The organism is Pseudomonas sp. PVC-3-1, from assembly GCF_057444315.1.
The window spans coordinates 5,644,707-5,661,864 of record NZ_CM172023.1; the positions used below are offsets into that span (position 1 = coordinate 5,644,707).

17 protein-coding genes are annotated in these 17,158 nt (G+C 66.2%); 1 reads left to right on the top strand and 16 read right to left on the bottom strand.

The genetic code is table 11. The annotated features are described in order from the left end of the window. Window positions 1-60: 60 nt before the first annotated feature. From AC2T4A_RS25915 to AC2T4A_RS25965, 11 genes are all read right to left on the bottom strand, one after another. Window positions 61-312, bottom strand: a complete 252-nt coding sequence (locus AC2T4A_RS25915; protein ID WP_478377035.1) for a hypothetical protein — start codon at window positions 310-312, stop codon at window positions 61-63. Window positions 313-326: 14 nt separating this feature from the next. Beyond that, window positions 327-1,016: an aspartate/glutamate racemase family protein gene (locus tag AC2T4A_RS25920; protein WP_416748039.1), complete on the bottom strand. Its 690-nt coding sequence runs from the start codon at window positions 1,014-1,016 to the stop codon at window positions 327-329. A 17-nt stretch (window positions 1,017-1,033) separates the two neighbouring features. Next, on the bottom strand, window positions 1,034-2,134 hold the full coding sequence (locus tag AC2T4A_RS25925) for a PLP-dependent cysteine synthase family protein (protein ID WP_416748037.1): 1,101 nt from the start codon (window positions 2,132-2,134) through the stop codon (window positions 1,034-1,036). A 38-nt stretch (window positions 2,135-2,172) separates the two neighbouring features. Beyond that, complete coding sequence (locus AC2T4A_RS25930) at window positions 2,173-3,033, bottom strand: DMT family transporter (RefSeq protein ID WP_486743733.1); 861 nt, start codon at window positions 3,031-3,033, stop codon at window positions 2,173-2,175. Window positions 3,034-3,590: 557 nt separating this feature from the next. Beyond that, window positions 3,591-3,914, bottom strand: a complete 324-nt coding sequence (locus AC2T4A_RS25935) for a Na+/H+ antiporter subunit G (RefSeq protein ID WP_416748033.1) — start codon at window positions 3,912-3,914, stop codon at window positions 3,591-3,593. Continuing rightward, window positions 3,911-4,180: a K+/H+ antiporter subunit F gene (locus AC2T4A_RS25940; protein WP_416748031.1), complete on the bottom strand. Its 270-nt coding sequence runs from the start codon at window positions 4,178-4,180 to the stop codon at window positions 3,911-3,913. The genes AC2T4A_RS25935 and AC2T4A_RS25940 overlap by 4 nt, the downstream gene beginning before the upstream one ends. Further along, on the bottom strand, window positions 4,165-4,665 hold the full coding sequence (locus tag AC2T4A_RS25945; RefSeq protein ID WP_478377038.1) for a Na+/H+ antiporter subunit E: 501 nt from the start codon (window positions 4,663-4,665) through the stop codon (window positions 4,165-4,167). The genes AC2T4A_RS25940 and AC2T4A_RS25945 overlap by 16 nt, the downstream gene beginning before the upstream one ends. After that, window positions 4,662-6,158, bottom strand: coding sequence for a monovalent cation/H+ antiporter subunit D (locus tag AC2T4A_RS25950; protein ID WP_478377039.1), 1,497 nt, complete (start codon window positions 6,156-6,158; stop codon window positions 4,662-4,664). Before AC2T4A_RS25950 ends, AC2T4A_RS25945 begins: the two co-directional genes overlap by 4 nt. Further along, window positions 6,155-6,496 (bottom strand): Na+/H+ antiporter subunit C, encoded by a 342-nt coding sequence (locus tag AC2T4A_RS25955; protein WP_205339531.1) that lies wholly within the window; start codon window positions 6,494-6,496, stop codon window positions 6,155-6,157. The genes AC2T4A_RS25950 and AC2T4A_RS25955 overlap by 4 nt, the downstream gene beginning before the upstream one ends. Then, a complete protein-coding gene (locus AC2T4A_RS25960; RefSeq protein ID WP_486742130.1) occupies window positions 6,496-9,294 on the bottom strand; it encodes a monovalent cation/H+ antiporter subunit A in 2,799 nt (932 codons plus the stop codon). Before AC2T4A_RS25960 ends, AC2T4A_RS25955 begins: the two co-directional genes overlap by 1 nt. Before the next feature lie 254 nt (window positions 9,295-9,548). Then, window positions 9,549-10,013: an outer membrane lipoprotein gene (locus AC2T4A_RS25965; protein ID WP_045209875.1), complete on the bottom strand. Its 465-nt coding sequence runs from the start codon at window positions 10,011-10,013 to the stop codon at window positions 9,549-9,551. 193 nt (window positions 10,014-10,206) lie between these two features. Here AC2T4A_RS25965 and AC2T4A_RS25970 point away from each other — a divergent pair, with 193 nt between their 5' ends. Further along, window positions 10,207-10,443, top strand: coding sequence for a hypothetical protein (locus AC2T4A_RS25970; protein ID WP_486742131.1), 237 nt, complete (start codon window positions 10,207-10,209; stop codon window positions 10,441-10,443). Here the strand turns inward: AC2T4A_RS25970 and AC2T4A_RS25975 are convergent. The 5 genes from AC2T4A_RS25975 to AC2T4A_RS25995 form a co-directional block, all read right to left on the bottom strand. Then, on the bottom strand, window positions 10,428-11,567 hold the full coding sequence (locus AC2T4A_RS25975) for a glycerate kinase (RefSeq protein WP_486742132.1): 1,140 nt from the start codon (window positions 11,565-11,567) through the stop codon (window positions 10,428-10,430). The two genes, AC2T4A_RS25970 and AC2T4A_RS25975, sit on opposite strands and share 16 nt — an antisense overlap. A gap of 161 nt (window positions 11,568-11,728) precedes the next feature. Further along, a complete protein-coding gene (gene pdxH / locus AC2T4A_RS25980; RefSeq protein WP_486742133.1) occupies window positions 11,729-12,376 on the bottom strand; it encodes a pyridoxamine 5'-phosphate oxidase in 648 nt (215 codons plus the stop codon). A gap of 108 nt (window positions 12,377-12,484) precedes the next feature. After that, window positions 12,485-13,291, bottom strand: coding sequence for an OmpA family protein (locus tag AC2T4A_RS25985; RefSeq protein ID WP_486742134.1), 807 nt, complete (start codon window positions 13,289-13,291; stop codon window positions 12,485-12,487). 246 nt (window positions 13,292-13,537) lie between these two features. After that, on the bottom strand, window positions 13,538-14,683 hold the full coding sequence (locus AC2T4A_RS25990) for a serine hydrolase domain-containing protein (RefSeq protein WP_486742135.1): 1,146 nt from the start codon (window positions 14,681-14,683) through the stop codon (window positions 13,538-13,540). A gap of 116 nt (window positions 14,684-14,799) precedes the next feature. Then, complete coding sequence (locus AC2T4A_RS25995; protein ID WP_486742137.1) at window positions 14,800-17,079, bottom strand: beta-galactosidase; 2,280 nt, start codon at window positions 17,077-17,079, stop codon at window positions 14,800-14,802. Between the last annotated feature and the right edge of the window lie 79 nt (window positions 17,080-17,158).

Below are 17,158 nucleotides of genomic sequence, written 5' to 3' on the forward strand. Positions count from 1 at the left end.
CGGTATCCGCGCGATTCGGAGCCATCGCGGACAGAGTCCGCTCCTGCGCACACGGCTGATTCAAACGAGCAGCCCCGCCGCCGCCAACCGTACCTTGAGTGCGGCGAACTCCTCGTCGTACTCCCAATAGGCCAGCCGGCCATCGCTGGCGGTCACCAGCACGTACTTCTCGCTGATCGACTGAATGCGCTCAACGCGCACCAGCTTCTCGACGAAATCCGGGTCGGAAACCTGCTCGATCACCTCGCGGTTCTGCTCGTCATAGCCATGCATGATGAATGCGGCGCGAACCTTCAGGCTGATGAAGCTCATGCTGTCGTATCTCCTCAAAGGGCTGCGTCGGCCGCGTGCAGGGCGTGCAGTGCCGTGGTGTCGAACAGCGGCACCGCGGCATCGGCCGGGCCGACCAGCAGGGAAATCTCCGTACAGCCGAGGATCACCGCCTCGGCGCCCTGCTCCACCAGTGCGGCGATAATGCGCTGGTACTCATCCCGCGACTCGTCGCGAATCCGCCCCAGGCACAGCTCCTCATAGATGACCCGGTGCACCACCTGGCGGTCGGCTTCGCTCGGGGTCAGCACCTTCAGCCCGAACCTGTCCACCAGCCGATCCTTGTAGAACGCCTGTTCCATGGTGAAGCGCGTGCCCAGCAGGCCGACGGTGGAAACGCCAGCCGCACGGATCGCCTCAGCGGTCGGGTCGGCGATATGCAGCAGCGGGATATCCACGGCCGCCTCGATTGCCGGCGCCACCTTGTGCATGGTGTTGGTACAGAGCACGAGGAAATCCGCGCCCGCCGCCTTCAGCGAGCGGGCCGCGTCAGCCAGCACACGGCCGGCAGCGTCCCAATCGCCGGCATGCTGCAGACGCTCGATCTCGTGGAAGTCCACGCTGTACAGCGCGACCTTCGCCGAGTGCAGCCCGCCCAGGCGTTCCTTGATGCGTTCGTTGATCTGTCGGTAATAGGGAATGGTCGACTCCCAGCTCATGCCGCCGATCAGGCCAATGGTCTTCATGCTTCGCTCCAGATGAATCAGTCCAGTCCGATACAGGGCAGATCGCCGGGCAGCGCCGCGCCGTGCTCGGCGCACTGGCGCACCGCCTCGATCAGCGGATCGAGGTCGAAGCCTTGGGAAATCAGCCACAGCGGGTTGTAGTAGGTGGTCTCGTAGCGCTCGCCGCTGTCGCAGAGGATCGCCACCACCGAGCCGCTCTCGCGCCGCGCCACCATCTGCCGCGCGACCAGCAGCGCGCCAATCAGGTTGGTGCCGCTGGAGCCGCCGACATGCCGCCCCAGGCGCTGCGCCAGGTAATGCATGGCAGCCAGGGACAGGTCGTCCGGCACCTTGCAGCAGGCATCGAGCACATTGGGCAGGAACGACGCTTCCACGCGCGGGCGGCCGATGCCTTCGATGCGCGAGCCGTAGCTCAGGGTCAGATCGCGGTCACCGGTTTTATAGGAATCGAAGAACACCGAGCGCTCGGCGTCGGCGCAAAGTACCCGCGTGTCATGCCGGCGATAGCGGGCAAAGCGCCCCAGGGTCGCCAGAGTGCCGCCGGTGCCGGGGCTGGAGACCAGCCAGGAAGGTTCGGGGAAACGCTCATGGCGCATCTGCTGGAAGATCGACTCGGCGATGTTGTTGTTCGCCCGCCAGTCGGTGGCGCGCTCGGCGTAGGTGAACTGGTCCATGAAGTGGCCGCCGGTTTCCTTCGCCAGGCGCTCGGACTCGGCGTAGATCTGCGTCGGGTCATCCACCAGATGGCTCTGGCCGCCATAGAAGGCAATCTGCGCGATCTTCTCCTTCGAGGTGCTGGCCGGCACCACGGCAATGAACGGTACGCCCAGCAGCCGCGCGAAATAGGCCTCGGAAATTGCCGTCGAACCACTGGACGCCTCGATCACCGGAGCGCCCGGCTTCAGCCAGCCGTTACACAGCGCATAGAGGAACAGCGAGCGCGCCAGGCGGTGCTTGAGGCTGCCGGTGGGGTGGCTGGATTCGTCCTTGAAGTACAGGTCCACACCCGGCAGGCCGGGCATGTCCAGAGGGATCAGGTGGGTATCGGCGCTGCGCTGGAAATCCGCTTCGATGATGCGGATCGCCTCGCGGGTCCAACTGCGTTCCTGGGCGGCCATGGTGTCGTTCTCCTGGCAGGGCAAGCGGTTCAATAGGTTCAGTCCAGCACACCGGCGGGCGACGTGGGCGGTGCGCTGCGCCACTGGCTGAGGGCGACGCCGGCGAACACCAGGCCGGCGGCCAATGCCTGCTGACCGCTGAGCACCTCACCCAGCAGCAGTGCGGCAAAGATCAGGGTGAACACCGGGATCAGGTTGATGAAACCGGTCGCCTGGCTCGCCGGCAGGCGGCTGACGCCGAAGTTGTACAGACCATAGGCGCCAACGGTGACCACACTGCCCAGGTAGATCAGTGAGAACCAGCCGGTCGGGCCGGGCGCTGGCGGCAATCCGGAGGTGCCCAGCGCCAGCGGCAGGAAGAACACCGAGCCGATGAACGCCTGCATGGCGGTCAGAATGAAGGGCGAATAGCGTGCCGACAGGTGCTTGAGCAACAGGGTGTAGCCGGTGGCACAGAGCATCGCCAGCAGTTCGTAGGAATTGCCCAGCAGCGGGTTGGGCGCATGCCTGTCCGGCTCGCTGGCCAGGGTCAGCCAGAGCGAGCCAAGCACCGCCAGGGCGAAACCCAGCCAGGTGTTGCGGGCGATTTTCTCATGCAGCAGGAAGAAGGCTCCGACCGCCACCAGCAGGGGCAGCAGCGCGGTGATCATTCCCGCCTGCGCCGCGCTGGTCTGCTGCAGCGCCAGCGACTCGAAGATGAAGTACAGGCAGGGCTCGCAGGCGGCCAGCGCCAGTAGCCACTTCCAGTCGCCGGGTCGGTAGTCGATGCGCCCGCGCCAGCGCCAGGCGGCGAGGAAGATCAGGCTGCCCAGCGCCATACGGGCGAAGATCACCCACATCGCCGGCATTTCCTGGAAGGCGAATTTCAACGCGATGAACGAACTGCCCCAGAGCGCCATGGCCAGCACCAGGCACGCGAGGGCGAACGGCCGGGATTGCTGCACGGGACGCTCCAGTCAAAAGGTCCCCGGAGTATAGGAGGCGCGCCCCGGCGGCCGACAGGTACAGAATCACAGGGAAACTGTATGGGCTTGTGGCTTTTGTGTAGGAGCGAGCTTGCTCGCGAACAAACTCACCGGCGGCTCCTGCGCTGGTGCGGTTCGCGAGCAAGCTCGCTCCTACGAAGAGCCAATGTCTCGCCCGCCCCTGGCTTTTAAAGACTTTTGGAGTTTCAGGGGTTGAGCAACATGGATGTCGCGAGAGCCCCGATGGGCCAGGGATGGCCCGTCGGGGCGTGCCCCAGAAACTTCGATTCAACGAGGGAATTTTTCGCCTAAGCGAAAAACCGGATGATTGGGGCAAGACCTTTGCCTACTTTGCGTGGGGCGGCCATCCGTCGTTTGGCAAAGTAGGTCGCCCGAGGGGGCGAAACCCAATACCTCCACGCACGCCGAAGCGGCGCAGAACTCCTAACCCAAATGCATCGCGAACAAGGTCCGCTACAGCCAGGCAGGGATCAGTCCCAGGGCTTGCCCTTGGTCCCCCGCTCCACCGGCACACGCTGCTGCATCGCCGCCTTGGCCAGCAGGTGCGCGCTCACCGGCGCGGTGATGAAGAGAAACACGGTGATCAGGATTTCATGCAGGCTGACGCCTTCGCCACGCGTGCTGAAATACAGCAGCGAAGCCAGGACGATTCCGCCCACGCCGAGGGTCGAGGCCTTGGTCGGCGCATGCAGACGCGTGTAGAAGTCCGGCAACCGGTACAGGCCGATGGCGCCAAGCAGGGCGAACAGGCTGCCGGCCAGCAACAGCAGGCACACCAACGCTTCAATGATCATTCGATGATGTCTCCCCGCAGGAGGAACTTGCACAGCGCCACGGTGCTGACGAAGCCCATCACCGCGATCAGCAGCGCCGCCTCGAAGTACAGGCCGCTGCCCTTCCAGATGCCGAACAGCACGATCAGCGCGATGGCTTTGATCGACAGGGTATCCAGCGCGAGGATGCGGTCCGCCACCGACGGCCCGCGGATCAGCCGCGCCACGGTGAGCAGCACGGCGATACCCAGCAGCGCCAGGCAGATCGGGATCACGATGCCGAGCACGGGAACACCTCCTTCAGCGGCGCCTCATAGCGAGCCTTGATGTCCGCCACCAGCGCCTGTGGATCGGGTACGTCGATGCCGTGGACCAGCAGCGTGCGACGGTCGGCGGACAGGTCAGCGGAACAGGTGCCCGGGGTCAGGGTGATGACGCTGGCGAGGATGCTGATGGCCAGGTCATCGGTCAGCTCCAGCGGTATTTCCACGAAGCCCGGGCGCAGATTCGCCTTCGGCCCCAGCACCAGTTTCGCCACCTGCAGGTTGGCCACGACTATGTCGTAGAGCACCAGGCCGATAAAACGCACCAGCAAGCCCGGCCGCTGGATGCGCGGCGCGGCCAGCAGCAGATTGCGGCACAGCAGCGGAATGCTCAGGCCGAGGAAAGCGCCGAGCAGCCAGTGGCCGAGGGAGAAATCGTTGACCAGCAGCAGCCAGCTCAGCAGCAGCACGCCGCTGAGCAGCGGGTGTGGTAGGACGCGCCGGATCATACGCCACCTCCCAGCAGGATCGCCTGGCGGTAGAGCCCGGCGTCCAGCAACTGCGCGGCCGTGGCCTGTGCATAAGTGATCAGCGGCGGCGCGGCGACCACCATCAGTGGTGCGCTGGCCAGCAGGCCGAAGGTCGCCAGCATCTTCACCGGCTCACGATCGGCACTGCCCAGCACGCTCAGCCCGGTGCGCCAGAACAGCGTGCTGCCGGCGCGGCTCAGGGCGATGATGGTCACCAGCCCGCTGACCAGCACCACGCTCCAGAGCACGATGGCTTCGCTGCCACCGCTCACCGAGCGCAGCAGCATCAGCTTGCCGAGGAAACCAGACAGCGGCGGCAAGCCGGCGACGGCAATGGCGCCGAAGAAGAAAGCCCCGCCCAGCAGGTGCGGCTGCAACAGGGCCGGCCCTCGGACCAGTTGGCCGCCTTTGTCGCCGCGCTGGCGGGCGATCAGGTCGGCGAGCAGGAACAGGCCGCCCGCCACCCAGATGCTGTGCAGCAGGTAATAGAGTGCGGCAGAGAGTGCCTCCGGCGTGCCCAGCGCGATGGCCGCCAGCAGCGTGCCGGCGGAGACCACCACGAGGTACGAAAGCAGCCCCTGCAACGTGGTCGCCGCCAGCGCACCCAGCGCACCGGCCGCGATACCGGCCAGCGCCAGCGGCCACAGCCAGGCCTGCGCCAGATTCGCCAGCTCGCCGGCCTGGTCGCCGAAGATCAGCGTGTACACGCGCAGGATCGAATAGATGCCCACCTTGGTCATGATCGAGAACAGCGCCGCCACCGGCGCGCTGGCCTCGGCATAGGCTTTGGGCAACCAGAAGTACAGTGGCAGCAGCGCCGCCTTGAGGCCGAACACCACCAGCAGCAACAGTGCAGCCGCCCGCACCAGCGGCGCCTGCTCGGCGCTCAGTTGCGCCACGCGCTCGGCCATGTGCGCCATGTTCAGCGTGCCGGTGATGCCGTAGAGCGTGCCCACGGCGATGAGAAAGAACGCCGAGCCGACCAGGTTGAGCACCACGTAATGCACACCCGCGCGCACCCGCCCTGCCCCGCCACCATGCAACAGCAGTGCATAGGAGGCGATCAGCAGGATTTCGAAGAACACGAAGAGGTTGAACAGGTCGCCGGTGAGGAAGGCGCCATTCAATCCGAGCAACTGGAACTGGAACAGTGCGTGGAAACGTTTGCCGCGCCGGTCATCCCCGCGCACCGCGTAGATCAGCGCGAGGCTGGCAAGCAGCGCGGTGGCAGCGATCATCAGCGCGCTGAGGCGGTCCAGCACCAGGATGATGCCGAACGGCGGCTGCCAGTTGCCCAGCGCATAGAACTGCACAACGCCGCTGTCGGCCTGTTGCAGCAATACGGCGGAAAGCGGCAGCAACGCCAGGGTCGCGAGCAGCGACAGCCCACGCTGCGCGCGCTCACCCATGAGCAGCAGCGCGCAGCCGGCGAACAGCGGCAGCAGGACGGGCAGTATCAGCCAGTGGTTCATCGGCTCTGCTCTCCTTCGTGGCCATCACCGCCATCCACATGATCGCCGCCGGTATCCGCCAGCCCGCGCAGGGCCAGCACGATGACGAAGGCGGTCATGGCGAAACCGATGACGATGGCGGTCAACACCAACGCCTGGGGGATCGGGTCACCGGCATTGGCGACCTTGCCGATCACCGCCGGGTCGCCGGCCAGCCGGCCCATGGCGAAGAGGAACAGGTTCACCGCGTAGGACAACAGGGTCAGCCCGAGTACGACAGGAAAAGTGCGCGCCCGCAGCAGCAGGTAGACGCCGCTGGCGGTCAGCAGGCCGAGGGCGATGGCGAACAGCGCTTCCATCAGGGCGCCTCCTTGGACAACAGCGGCTCCGGTGGTGCAGTGACCGAACCAAGGCCCGAGAGGATCAATAGCGTCGCACCGACCACGGTGAAGTACACGCCCAGGTCGAACAGCATGGCAGTGGCCAGTTCGATCTCACCCACCAGCGGGATATGGAAATGGCCGAACGCCGAGGTGAGGAACGGGAAGCCGAAGAACCAGGCGCCCAACCCGGTGAGCCCGGCGATCAGCACACCGAGGCCAGCGAGACGGCCGTAGTCCAGCGGCAGGCGCGTGCTCACCCAGCGGCTGCCGCAGGCGATGTACTGGAGGATCAGCGCGACCGACGTGATCAGCCCGGCAATGAAGCCGCCGCCGGGCAGGTTGTGCCCGCGCAGGAAGATGAACACCGAGACCAGCAGTGCCAGCGGCAACAGCAGGCGCGACAGCGTGGCAAGGATCGGCGGGAAGCGGTCCTTCGCCCAGGCGCGGCCTTCTTCATCGCCCTCGCGGCGCAGCAGGCGCAGGCCGTCGAGCAGTGCGAAGATGCCAACCGCGGCAATCGCCAGCACGGTGATCTCGCCGAGGGTATCAAAACCGCGGAAGTCGACCAGGATCACGTTCACCACGTTGTGCCCGCCGCCACCCGAAACGCTGTTCTCCAGGTAATAACCGGCGATGCTGTCGTACGGCCGAGTCAGCACGGCGTAGGTCAGCAGCGTGACCATCAGGCCGGCGCCCAGGGCGATCAGGAAATCGCGCAGTCGGCGCAGGCTGCTGGAAGTCTTCGGCGTGCGTGCCGGCAGGTAGTAGAGCGCCAGCATCAGCAGGACCATCGTCACCACTTCCACCGACAGCTGCGTGAGCGCCAGGTCCGGCGCAGCGAAGCGGGCGAAGGCCAGCGCCACCAGCAGGCCGGCGATGCTGAGGATGACCAGCGCAGTCAGGCGCTGACGGTGGAACCAGACGGTGAGCGGCCCGGCGATCGCCAGCAGCACCAGGCCCAGCGCAGTAATGCCGTCCAGCGGCGTCTGTGCACGGTCGCCCTGGATGCCGGGCAACGGCGCAAGACCTGCGAACACGACGACCACGGCGGCCAGTACCAGCAGCATCGAATAACGTTGCAGCGAGCCGTTCTCCAGGTAACCGGTGATGCGCGCGGCGAAGCGCACCACACGCTGTACCTGCTGCTCGAATACCAGCTTGGCATCCATCGCCGGCAGCCCGGCGTACCAGTCGAACAGCGGCTTGCGCAGCACATAGAGCAACACGCCGCCGGCGGTGGCGACGAAGCTCATGGCCAGCGGCGCGTTGAAGCCGTGCCAGATCGCCAGGCTGTACTCGGGCAGCGCGCCGTTCAGGCTCGACGCGGCGGCTCCCGCCAGCAGCGGGCCGACGATGATGCCCGGCATGATGCCGACCAGCAGGCAGATCAGCACGAGGATTTCCACCGGCACCTTCATGTAGCGCGGCGGCTCGTGGGGGTGCGGGTTGGGCAGATTGATCGGCTCGCCGTTGAAGAACACGTCGTGGATAAAGCGCACCGAATAGCTCACCGAGAACAGCGCGCCGACGGTGGCCAGCGCCGGGATCAGCCAGTTGAAGCTGCCCATCATGTTCTGCGCCAGGGTCTCGCCGAAGAACATTTCCTTGCTGAGGAAACCGTTGAGCAGCGGCACGCCCGCCATCGACGCCGACGCCACCATCGCCAGCACGGCGGTGTGCGGCATGTACTTCCACATGCCGTTGATACGACGCATGTCGCGGCTGCCGGTCTCGTGGTCGATGATCCCGGCGGCCATGAACAGCGAGGCCTTGAAGGTGGCGTGGTTGATGATGTGGAAGATCGCCGCGACATTGGCCATGGGCGAATCCAGGCCGAACAGCAAAGTGATCAAGCCCAGGTGGCTGATGGTGGAATACGCCAGCAGGCCCTTGAGGTCATTCTGGAACAGCGCGATGAAGGCGCCCATCAGCAGGGTCGCCAGGCCGGTCAGGCTGACCAGGTAGAACCACAGGTCATTGCCCGACAGCAGCGGATACAGGCGCGCCAGCAGGAAGACGCCGGCCTTCACCATGGTCGCCGAGTGCAGGTAAGCCGACACCGGCGTCGGCGCCGCCATCGCATGGGGCAGCCAGAAGTGGAACGGGAACTGTGCGGATTTGGTGAACACGCCCAGCAGCACCAGGCACAACGCCAGCGGGAACAGCGGGCTGGCCTGCAGCACCTCGCGGGCGCCGAGCACGGTGGAGAGTTCGAAGCTGCCAACCACATGGCCGATCAGCAGGATACCGGCCAGCAGCGCGAGGCCGCCACCACCGGTCACCGCGAGCGCCATCCGCGCGCCCTTGCGCGCATCCGAGCGATGCCCCCAGAAGCCGATCAGCAGGAACGACGACAGGCTGGTCAGCTCCCAGAACACCAGCATCAGCAGCAGGTTTTCGCTGAGCACCACACCAAGCATGGCGCCCATGAACAGCAGCAGGAAGGCGAAGAAGCGCCCGGCGGGCTCCTTCTCCGACAGGTAATAGCGGGCGTAGAGGATCACCAGCAGGCCGATGCCGAGGATCAGCAGGGCGAACAGGAAGCCCAGGCCGTCCAGACGCAGGCTGAGGTTCAGGCCCAGCTCCGGCAACCAGTCCACGCGCTGGATGTGCGGATCGCCACCCAGCACCGAGCGCTGGCCCAGCAGCAGGATCAACCCCGCGAGCGGCACCAGCCCAGTGGCGGCAGCGCAGGCGGTACGGCCGAAACGCTCAGCCAGCAGCGGCAGCAATACCCCGAAGAAAGGCAGCGCGATGATCAGCGCCAACGTCATGACCCACTCCTTTTCACCGCCGGGCGGCGTCCAGACAAACAACACCGCGCGAGGGCGGCCGGCTTGCAACGGCGACGATTATCCATATCTATCGATTACACGTCATGGATTGAAGTATTACGAAAATACAAGTCTGAGCCGCGCCCGCATTGAGCTGCGCCGGAATTCCGATCTCCCAAACGATAGCGCGCGACAGTCGAAACGACTGTCGCGCGCTGGGTTTCGCTGGCTGCCAGGTGGGCAGCCGTTGCCGGTCAGTGGGCGACGCGGCTGGTACCGTTGACGGTCAGGATGCGCACGCGCTCGCCAACGCGGAACACGGCGCCTTCGTCGACCTGCTGGACGTAGGCGCGGGTGCTGCCGTCGTCTTCGCGAACAGTGATTTCCACACCCTGGGTGCGGGTCAGGCCTTCTTCGGTGGCTGCACCGAGCAGGCCGCCGGCCACGGCACCGATGATCGCGGTGACATAGCTACCCTTGCCGCCACCGATGGCGCTGCCGCCGATACCGCCGACCGCGGCGCCGGCAACGGAGCCGATCGGAGTCTTGGTGCCTTCGATCTTCACGGGGCGCAGGGCCTGGATGGTACCCATGCGAACATTCTGCACGGTGCGTGCTTCTTCACGGGTATAGGTGTCGCCGGTCAGGCTGGACTGGCAACCGCCGAGGGTCATGGCCAGGGCAGCGAAAGTCACGGCGATCAGGGCAGTTTTACGCATTAGGGAACCTCCGAGTAGGGCTACGACTATTAGACTCCGACGACAGCCCGCCTGTCACGCCAGGTCATGAAACAGCTGATCTCGATTCAGCTTTTGTACAGTTTGTGCCACTTCGACGGAAAACGCCTGCTTTGGCTCAGTTTTTCGTACACCCGGATGCGCTAGCCTGGCATCCGCAGAAGGAGCATCCCGCTTGGACTATTTCATCATCGTCGTCACCACCGCCGCCGGCCTGTATTTCCACTGGTGGATTTACTGGCGCATCCGTCGCTGGATGGATCGCGACCTGGCGCTGTCGCTGGCTGGCGATGATCCGCAGAAGCGTGTCTATCTGTTGCAACGCCTGGCCGATGCCAAGCGCGAGAAGGTAAAGCGCCGCGACCTGCCCAACTGGCTGCAGCGCGCCGCCGACGATTACCGCGCGGCCTGAGCCAGCGACCAGAAGCGCGCCAGGGCTTCGGCGCGGTTTTCCAGTTCCTGCGCCGCCCGCGCGCAGGCGTCAGCGAGCGTGATCGGCCCTGGCGCCAGGCTGAACGCTGCTTCGATTCCAACCTCGCGCAATTCGGCCAGCCCTTCGCCCACACTGCCCGCCAGCGCGATCACCGGCACACCCGCACGCCGCGCCACATGAGCCACGCCCACCGGCGTCTTGCCGTGCAGGCTCTGGCCATCCAGCCGCCCTTCCCCGGTGATGACCAGCGAGGCGCCGGCCAACGCCGACTCCAGCTCCGACAACTCGGCGATCAGCTCGATGCCCGGACGGAAGCGCGCCTTGAGGAAGGCTCGGCAAGCGAAGCCCAGACCACCCGCTGCACCGACGCCGGGGAACAGGCTGTGATCCTGCCCGAGGGCCAGCGCCGCGACTTCGGCGAAGCGCTTGAGCGCGGCGTCCAGCTGCTGCACCTGCGCCGGGTTCGCACCCTTTTGCGGGCCGAATACCGCAGAGGCGCCATGCGGGCCACAGAGCGGATTGTTCACGTCGGCGGCCACTTCGACCTCGACATCGCCCAGTCGCGGGTCGAGGTTCGACAGGTCGATGCGCTCCAGGTCCGCGAGCCGAGCGCCGCCGGCGCCCAACTCATTGCCCTGGCCATCACGGAAACTCACACCGAGCGCCTGCAGCAAACCCAGTCCACCGTCGTTGGTGGCGCTGCCGCCCAGGCCGATGATGATCTTCTTCGCACCAGCATCCAGCGCCTCGCGAATCAACTCTCCCGTGCCACGACTGGTGGTACGGGTGGCATCGCGCTGACCTTCCGGCACCCAGTGCAGGCCGCTGGCGGCGGCCATCTCGATGACTGCAGTGGCGTCCTCCAGCCAGCCCCAGTGGGCTCTCACCGACTGCTCCAGCGGGCCGCAGACGTCCAGCTCGCGACGTTCCCCCGGCCGCGCCGCCAACACCGCGTCCACCGTACCCTCACCGCCGTCAGCCATCGGCCGCAGCAGGGTTTCGTCACCGGGCCGTGCGCGCAGCCAGCCGCGGGAAATGGCCTCGGCGACCCCGGGGGCAGAGAGGCTTTCCTTGAAGGAGTCGGGGGCGATAACGACTTTCATGGGGACGGTCCGTTGTGCGGGAGGATGGAGGGCATCCTACACCGCCGCACGGTTTTCCCGAGGTGCGTAGGAGCGGACTTTGTCCGCGATGGGTCCGATTCGCGCCGGAAATCATCGCGGACAAAATCCGCTCCTACACCATGCTCATCTTCGGAAGAGGTTCAGGGAGCGAGGCGCTCGCGTACCCAGGCGCCGTTCTCGACGCGGTAGTTGAGGCGATCATGCAGGCGGCTCGGACGGCCCTGCCAGAACTCGATACGACTCGGCAACAGGCGGTAGCCACCCCAGAAGTCCGGGCAGCTCGGCGCAGTGTCAGCGAAGCGTTGCTCAGTCTCGGCCAGCAGGTGCTCCAGTTCGCCACGGCCGTCGATCACCCGGCTCTGCGGCGAGGCCCAGGCACCCAGGCGGCTGCCCAATGGGCGCACGCGGTAGTAGGCGGCGGATTCTTCGGCGGAGACTTTCTCGACCCGCCCCTCGATGCGCACCTGGCGCTCCAGCGCCGGCCAGAAGAAGGTCATGGCTGCGCGCGGGTTTTCTCCGAGTTGCTGGCCCTTGGCGCTTTCGTAGTTGCTGAAGAAGGTGAAACCGCGCTCGTCCAAGCCCTTGAGCAGGAGCACACGGCAGTGTGGCTGGCCGTCGGCGTCCACGGTGGCAAGCATCATCGCGTTGGGTTCGACCGGCAGTTGCTCGGTCTTCACCGCGTCTTCGAACCACTGGTTGAACAGGGTGAAGGGTTCGGCGGGGGCCTGGGTCTCGGTCAGTCCGTCACGGGTGTATTCGCGGCGCATATCGGCCAGGGTCTGGGCCATCGGAAATCTCCTGCAGAAGAAGTCCTTAAGCTTATCCAGAGTTACGCCTTCGCGCTTGATCCACGACAAGCGTCATTCCGCCCGGAATGACGCTTTGCGTGTTGAGGATCAGTTGGCCTGGGCGAGCGCCAGCAGGCTGGTGCGCTGGGTCACCAGCACTTCGACGCGGCGGTTCAGCGCACGGCCTTCGGCGCTGGCGTTGTCGGCGCGCGGCAGGCTGGAGCCAACGCCCTTCAGGCGCAGGCGGTCGGCGCCCAGGCCGCTCAGGCGGAAGATCGAGGAGACCGCCTGGGCGCGCTGCAGGCTGACCTTGTCGTTGGTCAGCTTGTCGCCCGAGCTGTCGCTGTGACCGAGCACCAGCACGCCGCTTTCCGGATCGTTCTGCAGCATCTTCGCTACGTTGCCCAGCGGTGCCAGGGTAATCGGCAGCAGCAGCTCAGGACGCTTGGGGTTGAAGGAACCTTCCACTGGGGCGATCAGCACCAGGGCGTCCTCACGGCGCTCGACGGTGAACTTGCTGCCGGCTACTGCTGCACGCAGGGACTTCTCGTGCTGATCCAGCCACTCCTTGGTGACCTTGGTGTCCTGCGGCTTGGCTGCATTCCCGGCGCCCGGTGCACTGTCGCTCACTCCGAACGGCCACCACCAGTGGCCGCCGGGCTGCTTGCTGCCAGCCTCGGCGACCTTGGGCGCCTCTACCGGCTTCTTCTCCGGAGCGGGCGCTGCGGCGGTCACTTCCTCATCACCGCCGAAGGGCCACCACCAGTGTCCGCTACCGGCAGCGGGCTTGGCTGCAGCCGCGGTGCTTTCCGGGGCATTGGCCGGGGCCTGGGACTGGAACTGGCTGCAGGCGGAAAGGCCGACGCACAGGGCAAGGGTGGAGACTTTCAGCGAATTCGAGAACAGCAGGTTCATGGGGGCGATTCCATAAGTCGGAACATGAAGAGAGGCCGGGCGCGGCCGACAGGCGGCAGCCCCTGACTTCAGCAATCAGCTTAAGAGTTGTACATAACTTACTCAGTTGGAACGAGATTTTAATCCCGAACTGACGAGCGGCGCATGTCTGCGCCCAGGAGAACGCCGTCACACCTCGCAAGCGCGACGGCAAAAGCGGACGACCTTAAGAAGGTGCGGCGGGAGGAAGGTTCCTCCCGCTCGTCGCTACAGGCAGTCGCCGGCGAGGCGCGCCAGGCGCTGGGCGCGCGGGTCCATCAGCACGTAGGGGCCAAGGGTGTTGACGACGAAGCCGAAAGCCAGCTGGCGGTCCGGATCGGCGACGCCGATGGAGCCACCGGCCCCCGGATGACCAAAAGCCTGCGGGCCGAGGCCGTAGGTGGCATTGGCCACGCTTGGCTGGTCAAGCATGCAACCCAGACCGAAGCGCGTGCAGGTCAACAACGTTCGATCCTCGCCAACGGCATGCTCGCGGGTGAGCTCGGCCAGCAGCGCGTCATCCAGCAGTTTGCCCTGCAGCAAACCGCTGTAGAAACCGGCCAGCGAGCGCGCATTGCCGTGGCCATTGGCCGCGGGTTGCGACATGCGCCGCCATTCCGGCTTATTGGTGCTGGTGAGCACCGAGGGCGGATTGGTGAAGGCGCGGGTGGAGAGTGCGGCGGCGTCGGTCATCATGGTGCGCAGCAGGCGTTGCGCCGCGGCATCGCCCAGGTTGCCCTTGCCACGGGCAATGTGTGCCACGCGGTGGAACTCGGCGTCATCCAGGCCGATGTGGAAATCCAGCCCCAGCGGCCGCCCCGTACGTTCGACGATGGCAGCGCCCGGCTCGCGGCCGTCGACACGGCGAATCACTTCGCCGATCAGCCAGCCGTAGGTGATGGGTGCATAGCCGTGTTCGGCACCGGGCTTCCACCAGGGCGTTTCGGCGGCCAGCGCGGCCGTCATGGTCGACCAGTCATACAGTGCCTCAGGCGCCAGCGGCTCACGGATCGCCGGCAGGCCAGCGCGATGGCAGAGGAGTTGGCGCACGGTGATGCCCTGCTTGCCCGCCTGTTCGAATTCCGGCCAGTAGCGCGCCACCGGCGCGTCCAGATCCAGCCGCCCCTCCCCCACCAGTTGCAGTGCGGCGACAGCCGCGAAGGTCTTGGTGCAGGAGAACAGGTTGAGCAGCGTATCGGCCTGCCAATCCTGGCCCGGCTCCTTGCCCGCGCTGCCGGCCCAGAGATCGACCACCGTCTCGCCGCCGACCTGGATGCACAGCGCCGCGCCGCGCTCCTGCGGGTCTTCGAACAGCGCGCTGAAGGCATCGGCAACGGGAGTGAAGCGCGGATCACAGTGGCCGTTCAGGGTCATCTCAAACTCCGGAAATGAGCAGGGGCGAAGACGCCATTCTTTCAGCGCGCTCCGCCCCTGGGAACCCTGCCGAAGGCAGGGTGTGGTCTCACGAATGTCGGATCATCGCCGCACCCTCACTGCGATGCTTCTTCCTCATCGTCGCTGTCGTCGTCAGCCGGCTCGGCTTTCGGCGCGGGTTCCGGCGCCACCTTGGCGGCGGCGCGCGCCTGCTCGTCGATGCCTTTCAACGTCTGCTGGTTGGCCTTGCGCACGGCGTCGACGAAGCCGGTGAACGGCAGGTCGGTGATGCCGACCAGGCCGATATGGCCGTTCTCGCCGTCGAGCAGGCGGCCGGTCACCGGCTGGTCGAGGTACTGGAACCAGTGCGCGCCGACGATGTTCGGCTCCTTCGCCGCCTCGGCGAGGAAGCGCTGGTACGCCTCGCCGCGCTGCTGTTCGTTGTACACCTCGGCGACGCCGCCCCAGAACGGCCCGCGATCGCGGGAGCCGAAATGGAATTCGGTGATCAGCACCGGCTTGTCCAGGCTGCGCACGTAGTTGCTGTCGAAGCCCTGCTGCGGCAGCGGCACGTAGAGGTTGAAGCTGAGGATGTCGCAGTACTTCGCGCAGGAGGCCAGCGCCTCCGGCGTGCTGACGGCGAAGCGCGGGCCGAGCAGCAGGTGGTTCGGCGCATGCCACTGCAGCGAGTCTTTCAGGGTCTTGAAGTACTGGTCGGCGTAAAGGCGCAGGAAGGCGCTGTAGTCCTGAGCGATGGCCGGGTGTGCCTCGCTCGGCATCGGCGCCTGGTAGCCCGGCGCATCGAGGTCTTCCCAGGAGCCCAGCTGCACGCCCCAGGCCTCGACGAGCTGCTCGTGGTCCTCGTACTTGTCTTTGAGCTGCTTGATGAAGGCACGCTTGGCCGGGCTGTCGGTGGACAGCTTGAGTGTGCCGAAGGCCAGCGCGAAGTGCGCCACGTCGTCGTCACCCCGGCCGGCCCAGGCCAGTTCGTTGTCGGCGTAGTAGCCCAGCAGCCAGGCGTCCTCGCGGTGATCGCGTGCGGCGATGGCGATGGCGCGTTCGGCGGCCATGGCGAAGCGCGGGTCGAACGGGTCGGGCATGGCGCCCCACCAGTCGTAGCCGGTGCTGACCGTGGCGTAGTCGCCGCTGATGGACAGCGGCACGCTGTAGGGCATGCGCGGATCATCGGCGAAGGCCGGGTCGCTCCAGTCGCCCAGGGTGTTGAAGCCCCAGGAAGCGAGGCGCTGCACGGTGCGCTCACGCCAGGCGGCTGCCGCGGCGTCGCCGGTCAGTCCACCGTCGGCGCGGAAGCGGTTGGCGGCATAGAAATCGAACCAGCGGCCATTGCCGAAGGCGCGGCCCTGCTGGGCGCCAACGCCACTGCGATCGTCGCGCTGACCGTAGAAGGCGGCCAACGGCTCGTCTTCCTTCGGCAGGCTGGCGAACATGTATTCGCGGCCTTCAACGTAGGTCTGACTGCTGTCGGCGTTCACCGCGTTGACACCCATGGACCAGAACGAATGTCCTTCCGGCGTCACCAGCCACCAGCGGCCATTGCGCTTCTCGGTGCGGAAGAAACCAGTGCCTTCGAAGGCCGGGCCATCGAGCAGGCCGCCAAAGGCATCGCGGCCGGCCGCCGGTTTCCACTTGCTCAGTTGCTCGCCTTCGGCTTTCCAGACGCTGGCCAGTTGCTCAGGACTCTTCACCTTTTCCGGCCAGTCGCTGCGGGTGGACTGGCCGAAGCCGTCGACAATGCCGGCGTAGGTCTTGTGGTATTCGTCGTTGCCGGCACGGGTACCGAAGCGGCCGACGAGAATGTCCTGCGCCGCCTTGGGCGAAGTCAGAAACAGCTTCACCGCGCCGACCTGGCTGCGATTCAGCTCGCCAGTGACCTTGCTCGCCAGCAGCAAGCGCTGGCCATCCTGGGTGACCGGCATCGGCGCGCCGGCGCGCATGCCGAAATCTTCCGGGGCGATGGCGTGCAGCGGGATCACCAGCGTCTGCGCCGGCCCCGGCGGCAGGGCAATGCTGGCGCGCAGGCCGGGAGCGCCGGCGACGCCTTCGATTTCCACTTCCAGGGTGATGGCCCAGTCCATGGCGTTCTGGATACGGAGGCTGACGCTGTCGGCCTGGGACCAGTCCCAACTGCCGTTCGAGGGTGCCAGGCGCAGGGTCGGCTGCGGCGCGGGGTTGAAGTTCACCCGGCGCAGGATCTCGCCTTCGGGCGTGGCCTCGGCGGTGGAACTGGGCAAATCGGCGTTCTGCGTAGTGACCGTGACCACGGCCATGGGCTTGACGAAGTTGAACAGGGTTTCATTGCCGCCGGCCGACCAGGCCGGGGCGCTGGCGATGGCCAGGCTGAGCAGCAGAGGCAGATGCCAACGCATCGAGGTCATGGATTCGAGTCCTTGCAACACGCCCGCCGGCTGGCGGGCGTTCGTTTGACAGCAAGCGCGGGAGCTCGCTCCCGCACAC

Bases quoted from the DNA above. Each gene is read 5' to 3' on its own strand.
- AC2T4A_RS25915 (WP_478377035.1), bottom strand. From the start codon at position 312: ATGAGCTTCATCAGCCTGAAGGTTCGCGCCGCATTCATCATGCATGGC.
- pdxH (WP_486742133.1), bottom strand. From the start codon at position 12,376: ATGGCCCAGACCCTGGCCGATATGCGCCGCGAATACACCCGTGACGGA.
- AC2T4A_RS25955 (WP_205339531.1), bottom strand. From the start codon at position 6,496: ATGGAAGCGCTGTTCGCCATCGCCCTCGGCCTGCTGACCGCCAGCGGC.
- AC2T4A_RS25920 (WP_416748039.1), bottom strand. From the start codon at position 1,016: ATGAAGACCATTGGCCTGATCGGCGGCATGAGCTGGGAGTCGACCATT.
- AC2T4A_RS25950 (WP_478377039.1), bottom strand. From the start codon at position 6,158: ATGAACCACTGGCTGATACTGCCCGTCCTGCTGCCGCTGTTCGCCGGC.
- AC2T4A_RS25965 (WP_045209875.1), bottom strand. From the start codon at position 10,013: ATGCGTAAAACTGCCCTGATCGCCGTGACTTTCGCTGCCCTGGCCATG.
- AC2T4A_RS25935 (WP_416748033.1), bottom strand. From the start codon at position 3,914: ATGATCATTGAAGCGTTGGTGTGCCTGCTGTTGCTGGCCGGCAGCCTG.
- AC2T4A_RS25990 (WP_486742135.1), bottom strand. From the start codon at position 14,683: ATGACCCTGAACGGCCACTGTGATCCGCGCTTCACTCCCGTTGCCGAT.
- AC2T4A_RS25995 (WP_486742137.1), bottom strand. From the start codon at position 17,079: ATGACCTCGATGCGTTGGCATCTGCCTCTGCTGCTCAGCCTGGCCATC.
- AC2T4A_RS25975 (WP_486742132.1), bottom strand. From the start codon at position 11,567: ATGAAAGTCGTTATCGCCCCCGACTCCTTCAAGGAAAGCCTCTCTGCC.
- AC2T4A_RS25960 (WP_486742130.1), bottom strand. From the start codon at position 9,294: ATGACGTTGGCGCTGATCATCGCGCTGCCTTTCTTCGGGGTATTGCTG.
- AC2T4A_RS25930 (WP_486743733.1), bottom strand. From the start codon at position 3,033: ATGGCGCTCTGGGGCAGTTCGTTCATCGCGTTGAAATTCGCCTTCCAG.
- AC2T4A_RS25985 (WP_486742134.1), bottom strand. From the start codon at position 13,291: ATGAACCTGCTGTTCTCGAATTCGCTGAAAGTCTCCACCCTTGCCCTG.
- AC2T4A_RS25925 (WP_416748037.1), bottom strand. From the start codon at position 2,134: ATGGCCGCCCAGGAACGCAGTTGGACCCGCGAGGCGATCCGCATCATC.
- AC2T4A_RS25945 (WP_478377038.1), bottom strand. From the start codon at position 4,665: ATGATCCGGCGCGTCCTACCACACCCGCTGCTCAGCGGCGTGCTGCTG.